This window comes from Synechococcus sp. BDU 130192 (genome assembly GCF_963876085.1).
Lineage (GTDB): Bacteria > Cyanobacteriota > Cyanobacteriia > Cyanobacteriales > MRBY01 > MRBY01.
Map to the genome: position 1 here is coordinate 106,216 of NZ_CAWNNO010000033.1, position 13,778 is coordinate 119,993.

At 49.1% G+C, this 13,778-nt stretch carries 14 protein-coding genes; 10 read left to right on the forward strand and 4 right to left on the reverse strand.

Features of this window, described 5'->3' with window-relative positions; genetic code table 11:
* Nucleotide 1: 1 nt before the first annotated feature.
* The 9 genes from recR (at nt 2) to AACT35_RS09125 (ending at nt 6,891) form a co-directional block, all read left to right on the forward strand.
* On the forward strand, nt 2–610 hold the full coding sequence (gene recR / locus AACT35_RS09085; protein ID WP_071884916.1) for a recombination mediator RecR: 609 nt from the start codon (nt 2–4) through the stop codon (nt 608–610).
* A 2-nt stretch (nt 611–612) separates the two neighbouring features.
* On the forward strand, nt 613–1,110 hold the full coding sequence (locus AACT35_RS09090; RefSeq protein ID WP_099240667.1) for a TIGR00725 family protein: 498 nt from the start codon (nt 613–615) through the stop codon (nt 1,108–1,110).
* Nucleotides 1,111–1,210: 100 nt separating this feature from the next.
* Nucleotides 1,211–1,576 (forward strand): hydrogenase maturation nickel metallochaperone HypA, encoded by a 366-nt coding sequence (hypA, locus tag AACT35_RS09095; protein WP_065716606.1) that lies wholly within the window; start codon nt 1,211–1,213, stop codon nt 1,574–1,576.
* A 12-nt stretch (nt 1,577–1,588) separates the two neighbouring features.
* On the forward strand, nt 1,589–2,284 hold the full coding sequence (gene hypB / locus AACT35_RS09100) for a hydrogenase nickel incorporation protein HypB (RefSeq protein WP_065710880.1): 696 nt from the start codon (nt 1,589–1,591) through the stop codon (nt 2,282–2,284).
* 82 nt (nt 2,285–2,366) lie between these two features.
* A complete protein-coding gene (locus tag AACT35_RS09105; protein WP_099240669.1) occupies nt 2,367–3,407 on the forward strand; it encodes an ABC transporter substrate-binding protein in 1,041 nt (346 codons plus the stop codon).
* Nucleotides 3,408–3,472: 65 nt separating this feature from the next.
* On the forward strand, nt 3,473–4,303 hold the full coding sequence (locus AACT35_RS09110; RefSeq protein ID WP_062434625.1) for an ABC transporter permease: 831 nt from the start codon (nt 3,473–3,475) through the stop codon (nt 4,301–4,303).
* Nucleotides 4,304–4,310: 7 nt separating this feature from the next.
* Nucleotides 4,311–5,087 (forward strand): ABC transporter ATP-binding protein, encoded by a 777-nt coding sequence (locus AACT35_RS09115; RefSeq protein ID WP_062434626.1) that lies wholly within the window; start codon nt 4,311–4,313, stop codon nt 5,085–5,087.
* 97 nt (nt 5,088–5,184) lie between these two features.
* Nucleotides 5,185–6,357 (forward strand): agmatinase family protein, encoded by a 1,173-nt coding sequence (locus tag AACT35_RS09120; RefSeq protein ID WP_099240671.1) that lies wholly within the window; start codon nt 5,185–5,187, stop codon nt 6,355–6,357.
* 78 nt (nt 6,358–6,435) lie between these two features.
* Nucleotides 6,436–6,891 (forward strand): LCCL domain-containing protein, encoded by a 456-nt coding sequence (locus AACT35_RS09125; RefSeq protein WP_143596815.1) that lies wholly within the window; start codon nt 6,436–6,438, stop codon nt 6,889–6,891.
* Between the two features lie 137 nt (nt 6,892–7,028).
* Here AACT35_RS09125 and hemB read toward each other — a convergent pair whose 3' ends face one another.
* The 4 genes from hemB to AACT35_RS09145 form a co-directional block, all read right to left on the reverse strand.
* A complete protein-coding gene (hemB, locus tag AACT35_RS09130) occupies nt 7,029–8,012 on the reverse strand; it encodes a porphobilinogen synthase (RefSeq protein WP_099240675.1) in 984 nt (327 codons plus the stop codon).
* Nucleotides 8,013–8,122: 110 nt separating this feature from the next.
* Complete coding sequence (locus AACT35_RS09135) at nt 8,123–8,446, reverse strand: cupin domain-containing protein (RefSeq protein WP_254048075.1); 324 nt, start codon at nt 8,444–8,446, stop codon at nt 8,123–8,125.
* Nucleotides 8,447–8,831: 385 nt separating this feature from the next.
* The gene (locus AACT35_RS09140) at nt 8,832–9,650 is read right to left on the reverse strand and encodes a S1 family peptidase (RefSeq protein ID WP_099240677.1); all 819 of its coding nucleotides are present in this window, start codon (nt 9,648–9,650) and stop codon (nt 8,832–8,834) included.
* A gap of 452 nt (nt 9,651–10,102) precedes the next feature.
* Nucleotides 10,103–10,723 carry a Uma2 family endonuclease gene (locus AACT35_RS09145; protein ID WP_099240679.1) on the reverse strand — a complete coding sequence of 207 codons (621 nt, stop codon included), beginning with the start codon at nt 10,721–10,723 and terminating at the stop codon, nt 10,103–10,105.
* A 154-nt stretch (nt 10,724–10,877) separates the two neighbouring features.
* Between AACT35_RS09145 and ileS the strand changes: the two genes are divergently transcribed.
* The gene (gene ileS / locus AACT35_RS09150; protein WP_099240681.1) at nt 10,878–13,769 is read left to right on the forward strand and encodes an isoleucine--tRNA ligase; all 2,892 of its coding nucleotides are present in this window, start codon (nt 10,878–10,880) and stop codon (nt 13,767–13,769) included.
* Nucleotides 13,770–13,778 lie beyond the last annotated feature (9 nt).

Consider the following 13,778-nt stretch of genomic DNA (forward strand, 5'->3'; position numbering starts at 1 on the left):
CCTGGAGGAACCTGCCATTTATACGCCCCCCCTCGCCCGCTTGATCGAACAGTTCCAGCGCTTACCCGGTATTGGCCCGAAAACCGCCCAACGCCTTGCCCTATACGTTATCAAGCGTCCGGAAAAGGATGTGGAAGCCTTTGCCCAGGCACTATTGAACGCGAAAAAACAGGTGGGCGTTTGCCAAAAATGTTTCCATCTGTCGGCCACTTCGGTTTGTGATATTTGCCGCAATCCCCAACGGGAGCCGGACGTAATTTGTGTGGTGGCGGATTCCAGGGATGTGATCGCCCTCGAAAAAACCCGGGAATATCGGGGAAAATATCACGTCCTGGGGGGCGTAATTTCGCCGATGGATGGCATTGGCCCGGAGCAACTGACAATCCAGGCCCTAGTACAACGGGTAAGCGCCGAGAAAACCAAGGAAGTGATTTTAGCGATCAATCCCAGCGTGGAAGGGGAAACGACGACGTTGTACCTGGCGCAACTGCTGCGACCCTTTACTAGAGTCACCCGCATTGCCTTTGGCTTGCCCATGGGCGGTGATTTGGAATATGCCGATGAAGTCACTTTGGCTAGGGCCTTAGAAGGTCGCCGGGAACTAGATTAACAATGCGCAAAACGATCATCGGGGTGATGGGGCCGGGGGGCGGCGCTACTCCAGAAAATTTAACCGCCGCTTACGATCTGGGAAAGGCGATCGCCGAAGCAGGGTGGGTGCTGCTCACCGGGGGCAGGGCGGCTGGGGTGATGGCCGCTGCTAGTCAGGGAGCAAAAGTAGCTGGGGGGTTAACGGTGGGCATTTTGCCCGGGAAGGATCACCAAGGTTTAGCCGACAGTATCGACATTGCCATCTGTACGGATTTAGGACATGGGCGCAATAACGTCAATGTTCTCAGTGCCGATGTGGTGGTGGCAGTGGGCAGCGGTTTGGGCACCGTCTCAGAAATTGCCCTCGCCCTGAAAAACCACAAACCCGTCATTCTCTGGCAACCCAGCCCGGCCACCCAAGCCTTTTTTACGGAACTTGCCCCCGGTCGGTTTTGGGTCGCGAAAGATATCCCAGAGGCGATCGCCCAAATTCAAGCCCTCATGGACAACCCCGCATGAGCATTCATCCATTCCTCCAGTCAACAATAAACTAAACATTTCTGTCCCAATTCCTGTTGTATTGTGGACGAAAGTAGCCCTCAATCCGGAGCCTCTGGCGATGCATGAAGTGGACATGACCAAGGCACTCATCTTGACCATTAAAGATTGGCAGGAGAGCCATCCCGAACCCGTCAAGATCGAAAAAGTCCACCTCATCGTGGGGCAATTCACCTGCGTTGAACCCGTCAGCTTAGAGTTCACCTTTGCCGCCCAAACCCAAGGCACGTTTCTCGATGGGGTAGCCCTGGTGATCCAAGAAACGCCCCTGATTGCCTACTGCCACACCTGCCAACAAGAATATGCCCCCAACATTGGTTTGCAATATTCTTGCCCAGACTGTCATCAGCCTATGGATGATATCCGCTCCGGTCGTGAGCTAAAAATCGACCGCATTGAATACGCTCCCTTAACTCTCCATTCCTAGGAACCAACCACCATGCACCAGACCTTTGACGCTGCCCTGGGGGTCAATCTCCTCCATGCCAACCAAGACCTCGCCGACCACAACCGTGAACATTTTGATGCCTGGGGCCTGACCTGCCTCAATGTGATGAGTAGTCCCGGTGCTGGCAAAACTGTTTTACTCGAAAAAACCCTGGCCGCCCTAAGAGATGACCTCAAAATGGCCGTCATCGAAGGGGATATGACCACAGAACTCGATGCCGATCGCCTCCGTCAATACGGCGTGCCTGTGATTCCCATTAATACCGGGCGTTCCTGCCATCTAGATGCCAAGATGGTCTCTGGGGGACTACACCGCCTCGAACAGGAATATAACCCCAATAACTTTGATTTGTTGCTTGTGGAAAATGTGGGCAATCTCGTTTGTCCCGCCGAATTTGAAGTGGGTGAACATGCCAAAATTGCCCTCCTTAGTGTGACGGAAGGAGAAGATAAACCCCTCAAATATCCCGTTATGTTCCAAGAAGCGGACTGTTTATTGGTTACAAAAATTGACCTGGTTCCTTATCTAAACATTAATGTCCAACGGATTATTGATCATGTCCGCCAAATGAATTCCCACGCGACGATTATCCCCGTTTCTGCCCAGACTGGGGAAGGTTTAGAAACTTGGTACGACTGGGTTAAAAAAAGTTGTCATCGAGAAGATGTAATGAAAGTTACAGCATAATTTGTCTGAAAACAGGATAAACAACAGGCAAGGTGCGATCGCCTTTTAATTGATCCCTTGCGTTTATTCTTGTCATTTTCCTATGCTAAAACTGCCTAGTCTTCTGATCCGACCGGCGCTATTTTGTGCGGGTCTTGCCCTGACCGTCGGCTGCCAAAGTACACCGCCCACAACAACAGGTGAAACTCCGGAAACCCCAACAGCGGAAACAGAAACAATTACCCTTGGTTTTAGCGCGTGGCCCGGTTGGTTTCCTTGGCAAATTGCCGCAGAAAAAGGCCTATTTGAAGCGAATGGCGTTGATGTAAACCTGACTTGGTTTGATGGTTATTTAGATTCAATTAATGCTTTTGCGGCGGGACAGCTAGACGCAAATACCCAAACCCTGAATGACACGATTAGTTCAGTGGCAGCGGGTTCTGAACAAGTGATTGTTCTGGTGAATGATAACTCCACAGGGAATGATCAAATTATTGTCAGCGAAGGCATTAATAGTATTGAGGATTTACAGGGAAAAACCATCGCCATTGAAGAGGGCACCGTCGATCACTTTTTGTTATTGCTGGCACTCCAGGAAGCTGGTCTTGGCCCCGATGATGTGATTATCAAACCCCTAGAAACGGGGGCCGCTGCCGCTGCATTTGTTGCTGGCCAGGTGGATGCAGTGGGAGCCTTTGCCCCTTTTACGACCCAGGCTTTAGAGCGAGAAGGCAGTAAAACGCTCATTTCTTCGGCGGATTTTCCGGGGGCGATTCCGGATCATTTGGTGGTCAGTCGCGAGTTAATTCAAAATAACCCTGAAGCGGTTCAAGGGTTAGTGGATACCTGGTTTGCGGTACTGGATTTTATTGAAGAAAACCCAGAGGAAGCCCTGGAAATTATGGCGACACGGGCCAATGTTTCCGTCGAAGAATACAAAGAATACGATGCGGGAACGACAATTTTTAGCCTTGAAGATAACCTAACGGCCTTTGATTCTACAGAAGAAAGTATGGTTTCCCTGAACTACGCCGCCCAGGAAATTAATACTTTCTTGGTGGATGCGGGGTTAATTGCGGCGCCAGCGGATCTCAGCGGTTTATTTGATCCTTCTTTCGTGAAAGCCTACGCAGAAAAACAGTAGCTTTTTGCACCCCTCGGTCTTCTTACTCCGGGGGATTTTTTAAATCCATTATTTTGGCGATCGCCATGACTAAAGCGCCCGTTATTAAACCCTCTTTCCGGATGCTCAAGCCCTCTTTATTTTGGGATATCACCTCTGGGATTCCCCCAAAGTTACGTTGGCTGTTGATGTCCGCCTCGATTCTGTTGCCTTTGATTCTGTGGGGGGTTATCTCTAGTCAGGGATGGGTTAAACCCCTCTTTTTACCGACTCCTATGGCTGTCTGGGAGGCGATCGCCAATTTATGGGCCAGCGGTGACCTGCAAAAAGACATTATTTACAGCGTTTTGCGGGTACTGGCAGGCTTTAGCCTCGCGGTCATCATTTCCATCCCCTTGGGCATTTTGATGGGGGCCTTTGCCAGTATCCGGGCGTTGTGCGAGCCGATCATTGGTATTGTCCGCTATATGCCTGCCCCAGCCTTTATTCCCTTGTTGATTTTATATTTCGGCGTGGGGGAAATTCCCAAGGTTTTACTAATTTTTATTGGCACCCTCTTCTTCAATACCTTGATGATTATGGATGCCGTAAAATTTGTCCCCAAAGAACTGATCGAGGCGACCTATACCCTGGGGGGGAATCGGCCCCAAATCGTGATTAAAGTGATCTTTCCCTACATTTTGCCCAAAATTATTGATGCTGGCCGGGTGAATATTGCTGCCTCCTGGAACCTGGTAATTGTCTCAGAATTAGTCGCCGCCACAGAAGGGTTAGGTCGGCGCATTAGTGTTGCCCAAAGATTTTTAAATACTGACCAAATTTTCGCTGGCTTAATCGTGATTGGCCTAATTGGCCTCCTCATTGACCTCTGTTTTATTTGGCTCCAAAGATTCCTTTGCCGCTGGTCTCTCGACTAGAAACATCATGCATTTAGAAGTTGATCAAGTTCACAAGTTTTTCCAAACTCGCCACGGAAAAATTACGGCTCTCCAAAACATCAATCTCCATGTGGAAGGCGGTGAATTTGTTTGTGTGGTCGGGGCGTCCGGGTCTGGAAAATCGACCCTGTTGAGGATTATTGCGGGCCTCGAAACCCAGAGTACGGGCAAAGTGACCGTTGACCAGCGGGAAATTATCGGGCCTGGGGCTGACCGGGGCATGGTCTTTCAACGCTACACCCTTTATCCTTGGCTTTCTGTTTTGGACAATGTCACCTTTGGCTTGAAATTGCAGGGGGTGCCGAAAAAAGAGCGTTACGAACGGGCCTATTATTATCTCAATGTGGTCGGTTTAGGGCCTTTCCAAGAAGCACTGCCGAAACAGCTTTCTGGGGGGATGAAACAACGGGTGGCGATCGCCCGCGCCCTCGCATCCCAACCAAAGATTTTGTTAATGGACGAACCCTTTGGAGCCCTAGATGTTCTCACCAAAGAAAATATGCAGCAATTTCTCCTAGAAATTTGGGAGCAAACCGAGACCAGTATTCTCTTGATTACCCACGATGTTGAAGAAGCCATTTTTCTCGGTCAGCGCATCTATGTCATGGCGGCCCACCCTGGACGTATCAAAGAAGAATTAAAGGTAGATTTTTCCCACCACCATGGCTATGAAATTAAGCGATCGCCGGAATTTATCGATTACAAATACCATGTGATGCAACTAATGCGTGAAGTCCCCGTAGAAGCAGTACAGACCCCATAAAATGCAAAGCTATCTTGCGTAATTTGCCCAAAAACCAAGAATTTGCTTGGTTACTGCTATCGTTAACTAAATTCGTCCCAAGAAAGGCCCGATCACCATGAGTGAACAACCGAATTTTCGTCCCCCCAGCGAAGCCCAAGAAGCCCTCGAAAAAGAATCCCACCTCCCCCTCACCGGTTGGCAACAGGAAGTAGACCGGGGCCTGGAATACGGCCTCGAAGCCGCCGCCAGTATCAAAGACCGCAGCATTCCCACCTTTTCCCGGGGAGAATTGCCCCACTATGCCGGAATCAACACTTTCCTAAAGGCCCCTTATCTCGAAGATGTCCGCAAGGTCGGTGAATATGACGTGGCCATCCTTGGCGTCCCCCACGACTCTGGTACCACCTATCGCCCCGGCACTCGCTTTGGCCCCCAGGGGATCCGGCGAATCTCTGCCCTCTATACGCCCTACAATTTTGAAATGGGCATTGATCTGCGGGAGCAAATAACCCTCTGTGATGTGGGGGATGTCTTTACGATTCCGGCCAACAACGAAAAATCCTTTGATCAAATTTCCAAAGGGGTCGCCCATGTGTTTAGTTCTGGTGCTTTCCCGATTATTCTCGGCGGCGATCACTCCATCGGCTTTCCCACGGTGCGGGGAGTTTGTCGGCATTTAGGCGATAAAAAAGTAGGCATTATTCACTTTGACCGCCATGTGGATACCCAGGAAACAGATTTAGACGAGCGGATGCACACCTGTCCTTGGTTCCACGCCACCAACATGGCCAATGCTCCCGCCAAAAATTTGGTGCAGTTGGGAATTGGCGGTTGGCAGGTACCCCGGCAAGGGGTCAAAGTTTTTCGAGAACGGGCCACCAATATTCTCACGGTGACCGATATTGCAGAAATGGGCATTGATGCGGCAGCGGAGTTTGCCCTGGAGCGCGCTCTGGATGGCACCGACTGTGTCTATATCAGCTTTGATATTGACTGCATTGATGCGGGATTTGTCCCCGGCACGGGCTGGCCAGAGCCAGGCGGTTTATTACCCAGGGAAGCCCTCGCCCTCCTCGGTAAAATCGTCCGGAATGCCCCCGTCTGCGGTTTGGAGATCGTGGAAGTTTCGCCGCCCTATGACATTAGTGATATTACATCCCTGATGGCGACGCGGGTAATTTGTGACACCATGGCCCACCTTGTTCTGTCTGGTCAACTACCCCGCAAGGAAAAGCCCGCCTATATTCACCCCGAAGCAAATATGGCAGTGGATCAGGCTTGGGCTTAGACTTTGAGGAAGAGTGTTCTGTTTTTCTTAGCGGCAAAGCACGATCTTTGTCTGTGTTTTCTAGAGTAATTGTTTGCGATGAAGTATTTGACCTTTGGTAGTTGTGTGTTTTTGGGGTTGGCGATCGCCCCCGTTGCCATCCTTGCCCACCATGACCCCGCACCCACCGTGGCCCACCACCAACCCAGTACCCAGATCAGCCACCACCAGCCCAGCACCCAAACGGCCAAAGTCCGGGCCATTGACTGGGAAACAACCCCAGGAATGCTTGGTCTGCGGAACCAAATAGGCCAGACCCTTAGCGTGATTTGTCCGGCGGGACAACCCATAGAAAAAATTTGGGGTACGGATATCTATAGTGATGGCTCATCGATTTGTACGGCGGCTGTCCACGCGGGTCTGTTAGAAGCAACTACTGGGGGCAATGTCATGATCAAAGTGCTAGGCTCCCAAACGAATTTTGTTGGCACAGAACGCAACGGCATCACAACTTCTAGTTATGGGCCTTGGGGTGGCAGTTTCGAGGTGGAATAGTTATTAAACGAAAAAAATTTGGCTCCGTAGGATGTACGGAGCTGTTTTTGATCACAAAAAAGGGGACAACTCACAAGCGTCCCCATAATTCATTGTTTATTCTTTCGGGGAAAATATACCCCAAACCAAAATGCTGTTTACTCTGCCAACCAGCGCACAGCGTCTTTGGCGTGGTAGGTGAGGATTAGATCTGCGCCTGCCCGTTTAAAGCTCGTGAGGGTTTCGAGAACGACTTTTTTCTCGTCAATCCAACCATTTAAGGCTGCGGCTTTGACCATGGAATATTCCCCAGACACGTTGTAGGCGGCAACGGGCAGGTTGGTCATTTCCTTGACGCGCCAAATGATATCCATGTAAGCGAGGGCCGGTTTGACCATGACGAAATCTACTCCTTCGAGGATGTCGAGTTCCACTTCCTTGAGGGCTTCGCGACCATTGCCCGGATCCATTTGGTAGGTGCGGCGATCGCCAAATTGGGGGGCAGATTCGGCTACATCCCGGAAGGGGCCATAGTAAGCGGAAGCATATTTTGCGGAATAGCCCATGATCGGAATCTGGGTGAACCCGGCTTCATCTAAACCTTCACGAATCGCGGCGACAAAACCATCCATCATCCCCGAAGGGGCAATGATATCCGCCCCAGCTTTTGCCTGGGATACAGCGGTTTTTTTAAGCAGTTCAAGGGTGGGATCGTTTAAGACTCGTCCGGTTAAGTCTCCCGTTTGCAGATAGCCGCAGTGACCGTGGGGCGTATATTCGCACAGGCAAGTATCGTTAATGACAGTCATTTCGGGAATCGCTTCCTTGATCGCCGTGGTTGCCTTTTGGACAATGCCGCAATCGTGCCAAGCCCCGGTTGCATCGTTATCTTTTTCGGGGGGAATCCCAAACAGAATTACCGCCGGAATGCCTAGTTCCCAAACTTCCTTGGCCTCGGTGACAATTTTGTCGATGGACAATTGGTACACGCCGGGCATCGACTTTACTTCGTTGGCGATCGCCTCTCCGGGCACTGCGAAGAGGGGATAGATCAAATCATTGGCCGTAAAGGTATTTTCCCGCACCATGCGGCGAAGCGACTCACTTTGGCGAAGGCGACGGGGGCGGCTAGAAGGGAACATAGTTGGCAAAAATAAAATCCAGATGAAAAATTGCTTCTGAATAGTTTAGGCGATCGCCCCCATTCCTTTACTGAAACGTAACAGTCCTCAATGATTTGCAAAGATTGTCCCTAATAGGAATTTAGGGCGAATGGTAATTGACCCAATACTTGGTGAACTAGGGGGGTGGGAGTGCCACTGTGAATCAATTCCACAAAACGCTCATTGGGAACTATAAATCTCAATAGGTAGAGTCTTTCTGCCGTGGTATTGATAATTTGATGCTTGCCCGTGGCCGGAATACAGAGGCTATCCCCCGCCTCAAAACAAATTTCTTTGCCATCACAGAGGGCTTTCCCCTGACCCCTGAGGATAAAAAACATTTCCACCGCCACCTGGTGCCAATTAGGGAGTGTGCTGCCAAAGGGATCAAAAATCTCTAAAAATACTGTCAAGGAATGCTAGGTCATGGTCGAATCGAAAATAACCGCCAGACGATTAGAATCCTGGGGGCTAATTCGATAGGCTTGGTAATCTGCAAAAGTCGGGCGAATCGGAATCATACAGCGTCGGTGCATTTTTTCCAGTCTCCCCGGCAAACCACTGCTTCCACGGTAAAGGTGATCGCCCTTTGCTTCGCGAAAACGTAATAGTCTTCAATGATTGAATAATTTTTTTTTGCACCATAGAGTTTTGGCCCAGGCCCGGATTGCCCGGCAGATGACCCGTCATCCCAGGGGTCGATTTTCTTCAATTAAAGCCATCATTGTCGTCACTGAAATCTGCGGCAGCACTAGACTTGTTTCCGAAACGCGATATTCTCCCTGGTTGATGGCGTTGTTAGGGGTTATTTGCCAATTTCTGCTGAAAGCAATCATTAACCGCTGCCTCAATAGTATCCACTGTCTCAACTAGAGCTAAGCCTGAATTTTCTTCAAATATTACCCTAGGGTTACCCGTTTGCTGACTAACTGCCACATCTTTGTATGGGACATAACTTTTTACTATGCCTATTAAGGCCGCACGTTTTACAGATACTGTTCCAGTAATAGCCATTGCCTCTGGCTTGATAATAACAGGTCCACCACTGTTTCCAGGAAATATTGATGCATCAATTAAGAATGGTCCCATTTGACCATCAAAAAGATCTCTAATTCTGGAAATAGCGCCAAATCTTGCTATGACGTGATTTTTTTGAGGACCAACAATGCCTAATGGAAACCCAAGCACAAAAATACCATCACCTTCAGATACACCATCATTTTGCATCATGGCTGAATTCATGACGTGCTCATCAAGCCTAAAGAAACCAAATTGTGCCTGATCTCCATGGAGTATGTTTGAATTAATAAAGAATGTAGCAACATCGACATCAGGAGAAGGATGACCTATCCATATTTGCTGTCCATTTTGATATAAAGAGACCGGGTAATCGATTACAGGTGTATTTCCACTTGAGTTGAATCTTAAAACTATATTTTGTTTATTTAAAAGCACATGCTTATTGGTAACAAGGAATGTGTGATACAGCTTGTTGCCTTGTGCATCGTTAAATGGTTTACCAACAATAAAACCTGTACCAATCCAATTTGTATTGCTTTGCCCTTGAATTCCTATCGCTACCACGCAATCTAGAAAAAACGGTGGGATTAACGCCATTTCTTTCTCCTTAAACCCCTAACGAACAAAACTCAACTGCAACGCAAACATTGTCAGTTGTAGTAGTAGAAATGTCGCAGCGTCACAGCCAACTCTCTTAATTTAAGACTTAATTTAAGAAATACCCATTGATGCTGTCGATATTTCTAGGAGTTATACCGCACTTCGCGGTATAGTCACATCGTGATAGAGGGAATAATATCGCAAGTCTTTGGGACAGTAACGAAAGAAGACATAAACTTTAACGGTCTAATGTCGAACATATTTATGATTTTTAACATATAAACCCTCAGAATCACCTCTGTTCAATGAGGTGCATCTCGTGCTTCGACTTCGACATATGAGTCGTGCCACGGAAAGATAGGAATTGATAAAATTCGTGCTTATCTGAGTCATTTAGCAATACATAAAACATGTGGCGGCTTCTACCCAGAATATTGCTCCCCATTCCCCTAAAGCGTCCTGGCCCAGGCCCGAATGGCGCGGCGAATTGCCCGACGGCCTAGAGGACGATTTTCTTCGATCAAGGTCATCATTTTCGTCACGGAAATTTGCGGTAGGGCTAGACTTGTTTCAGAAACGCGATATTCTCCCTGGTCAAGCAAGTAAATTGTAATTTTGCCGTCCTCATAGCTCCAAATTTCCGGCACCCCCAACCGCGCATAGATGGGAAATCGCTCAAGGGATCGGCTTGTCAGTTCAATTTCTAAAGCGAGATCGGGGGGCGGATCTTTACTCAAGTCATAATCCAACTGGCCCCGGATGAGCGTCTCATGCTGGAAGTAAAAACAGTTGTCCGGTTCTAGGCCCGCTTTTGCCGCTGGTTTGCGCCAAGTCGTCGAGCCGAGACTTTCATAATCAATTTCTAGTTCATCGGCGAAATCTTTGATCGAGATACTAATCGCTTCTTTGTAAAACTCATGCCCTGACAGGGGCGTCATAATTTCTAAAGTTCCATCGCAGTAGGCCACACGACTAGAACGAGTTTCCCCTAGGTCGCGCAGGATATTCTCAAATTGTTCCCAGCTAATGTTACTCAGAAGGACTCGATCCGCCCGTTGTTTCGTCAGCATCACTTTATCTCCCCTTGCCGATCACTCTCCATTCTATTTAATGAATCCCAGGACGTTGGCGATCGCCTTTTTTCACCGAGATTCACGGGACAAGCCCTGGCAAGTTAAAATCAGCCATAGCAAACATTTGTAAACATCAGCCACCACAGCCACCGTGACAGACGCAAAGAGCTACAAAGATACCGTTAATTTGCCAAAAACCACCTTTAATATGCGGGCGAATGCTCCCCAGAAAGAGCCAGAAATCCAAAAATTCTGGCAAGAAAACCGCATTTACGAAGATTTAGCGCAGAATAACCCCAAAGACTTCTTTACGCTGCACGATGGCCCCCCCTATGCCAACGGTGACCTCCACATGGGCCATGCGCTGAACAAGGTGCTGAAGGACATCATCAATAAGTACAAGCTCCTACAAGGTTACAAAACCCACTATGTCCCCGGTTGGGATTGTCACGGTTTACCCATCGAATTAAAGGTACTGCAAAACCTCAGCGCCGATGCCCGGCAAAATCTCACCCCCCTCAAACTCCGCTACAAAGCCCGTGACTTTGCCCTCAAAACCCAAAAAGCCCAAGCAGCCGGATTTCAACGGTATGGCGTTTGGGGCGACTGGGAAAACCCATACCTCACCCTCACCCCAGAATATGAAGCGGCTCAAATCGGCGTATTTGGCGACATGGCCCTCAAAGGCTATATCTACCGGGGTCTGAAGCCCGTCCATTGGAGTCCCAGTTCCCAAACGGCCCTCGCAGAGGCAGAACTCGAATATCCCGAAGGCCACACCTCCCAGAGTATCTACGTCTCTTTTCCGATCACGGATCTAAGCCCGGAAGCCAAAGCTGTTTTAGGGGAGTTTGCCGATAGTTTGGGCGTCGCGATCTGGACAACCACTCCTTGGACATTGCCCGGTAACTTAGCTGTGGCGATCAACCCGGCCCTGGAATACGCTGTTGTCGAAACCGATGGCAGCCTGTGCGCTCAGAAATATTTAGTGGTGGCCAAGGATCTCGCAGAAAATTTAACCAAAACCTTTGACGCTGCCTTAACGATTAAAACCAGTTTTAAAGGAGAAATTCTCGAACATTGCACCTATCAGCATCCCCTCTATGATCGCACCAGTCCGGTGGTGGCTGGTGGTGATTACATCACGACGGAATCTGGGACGGGCCTCGTTCACACTGCGCCAGGCCATGGTCAGGAAGACTACATCACAGGCCAGAAATATGGTTTGCCGATCCTTTCCCCAGTAGATGCAGAAGGAACTTTAACCGAGGAAGCAGGCGATTTTGCAGGTTTAAACGTCCTCAACGGGGCTAACGACGCCATTATCACAGCTTTAACGGAAAAACGTGCTCTTTTAAAGCAAGAAGCCTACCAACACAAATATCCCTACGATTGGCGCACCAAAAAACCGACGATTTTCCGGGCCACAGAACAGTGGTTTGCCTCCGTCGAAGGGTTCCGTGATGAAGCACTAAGCGCGATTAAGAACGTCCGTTGGATTCCAGCCCAGGGAGAAAATCGGATCACGGCCATGGTTGGCGATCGCAGTGACTGGTGTATTTCTCGGCAACGTAATTGGGGCGTCCCCATTCCTGTTTTCTACGACGAAGAAACAGGAGAAGCGTTGTTAAATGAAACCACCATTAACCACGTTAAAGAAATAATCGCCAAGGAAGGTTCTGACGCCTGGTGGAAACATTCGGTAGAGGAGCTTTTACCGGAGGAATATCGCAACAATGGCCGTACCTACCGCAAGGGCACCGATACCATGGATGTGTGGTTTGATTCGGGTTCCTCTTGGGCAGCCGTGGCCAAACAGCGGGACGGTTTAAATTACCCTGTAGATCTGTATTTAGAAGGTTCTGACCAGCATCGGGGTTGGTTCCAATCCAGTCTTCTAACCAGTGTGGCTGTTAATAATGTGGCCCCCTATAAAACAGTCCTAACCCACGGTTTTGTGCTCGATGAAAAAGGCTACAAAATGAGTAAATCTCTAGGGAATGTGGTCGATCCCTATATCATTATCAACGGCGGCAAAAACCAAAAAACAGAACCACCCTACGGTGCAGATGTGCTGCGGCTATGGGTTTCTTCTGTGGATTACTCTTCAGATGTGCCCATCGGTCAAACAATTCTGAAGCAGTTGGCGGATGTTTATCGTAAAATTCGCAATACAGCCCGTTTCTTATTAGGAAATATCCATGACTTTGATCCGACGAAAGATGCAGTTGCTTACAGTGATCTACCCGAATTAGACAAATATATCCTGCACCAAACTCACAATGTTTTCTCTGAAGTGACAGAAGCTTTTGAGGAATTCCAATTCTTTAAATTCTTCCAAAAGGTGCAGAACTTCTGTGTGGTGGATCTGTCGAACTTCTATCTCGATATTGCCAAGGATCGCCTTTATATCTCCGATGTGAATGCTCTCCGTCGCCGCAGTTGCCAAACGGTCATGGCGATTATCCTCGAAACCTTAGCCAAGGCGATCGCCCCAGTGCTCTGCCATATGGCAGAGGATATCTGGCAGAATTTGCCCTACGAAACGGAGCATCAATCGGTGTTTAGTGCGGGTTGGTATCAACTGGATCCCCAGTGGGCCACTGATGCCGCCCTGTTCCAGCGGTGGGAAGAACTGCGCAAAATCCGCAACGGCGTGAACCTCGTCCTCGAAAAAGCCCGAACCGAGAAGTTAATCGGTGCTTCCCTCGAAGCAAAAATTCTGATGCGCGATGTGGATGGGGCCTTAACAGACTGGCTCGCGGCCCTAAATCCCGCCGACAGTTTAAGTGAGTCCCCACGGGTGGATGAATTGCGCTATCTGCTCCTTGTTTCCCAGGTGGAATTTGTGACGGCAGCCCTCGACGATCAGCAGTACCAAGACACCCTGGAATTAGCTGCTGGCAAGCTTCAAATCGCCGTGGTCAAAGCGGACGGTCACAAGTGCGATCGCTGTTGGAATTACTCCACACAAGTGGGCACCTTTACGGATGATCCCACCATTTGTGAACGTTGTAATGAGGCGCTAGTTGGTAACTTCTAAGTTGTGCTT

Bases quoted from the DNA above. Each gene is read 5' to 3' on its own strand.
- AACT35_RS09140 (WP_099240677.1), bottom strand. From the start codon at position 9,650: ATGGCGTTAATCCCACCGTTTTTTCTAGATTGCGTGGTAGCGATAGGA.
- AACT35_RS09115 (WP_062434626.1), top strand. From the start codon at position 4,311: ATGCATTTAGAAGTTGATCAAGTTCACAAGTTTTTCCAAACTCGCCAC.
- AACT35_RS09110 (WP_062434625.1), top strand. From the start codon at position 3,473: ATGACTAAAGCGCCCGTTATTAAACCCTCTTTCCGGATGCTCAAGCCC.
- hemB (WP_099240675.1), bottom strand. From the start codon at position 8,012: ATGTTCCCTTCTAGCCGCCCCCGTCGCCTTCGCCAAAGTGAGTCGCTT.
- AACT35_RS09125 (WP_143596815.1), top strand. From the start codon at position 6,436: ATGAAGTATTTGACCTTTGGTAGTTGTGTGTTTTTGGGGTTGGCGATC.
- AACT35_RS09145 (WP_099240679.1), bottom strand. From the start codon at position 10,723: ATGCTGACGAAACAACGGGCGGATCGAGTCCTTCTGAGTAACATTAGC.
- AACT35_RS09090 (WP_099240667.1), top strand. From the start codon at position 613: ATGCGCAAAACGATCATCGGGGTGATGGGGCCGGGGGGCGGCGCTACT.
- AACT35_RS09105 (WP_099240669.1), top strand. From the start codon at position 2,367: ATGCTAAAACTGCCTAGTCTTCTGATCCGACCGGCGCTATTTTGTGCG.
- hypA (WP_065716606.1), top strand. From the start codon at position 1,211: ATGCATGAAGTGGACATGACCAAGGCACTCATCTTGACCATTAAAGAT.
- AACT35_RS09120 (WP_099240671.1), top strand. From the start codon at position 5,185: ATGAGTGAACAACCGAATTTTCGTCCCCCCAGCGAAGCCCAAGAAGCC.
- hypB (WP_065710880.1), top strand. From the start codon at position 1,589: ATGCACCAGACCTTTGACGCTGCCCTGGGGGTCAATCTCCTCCATGCC.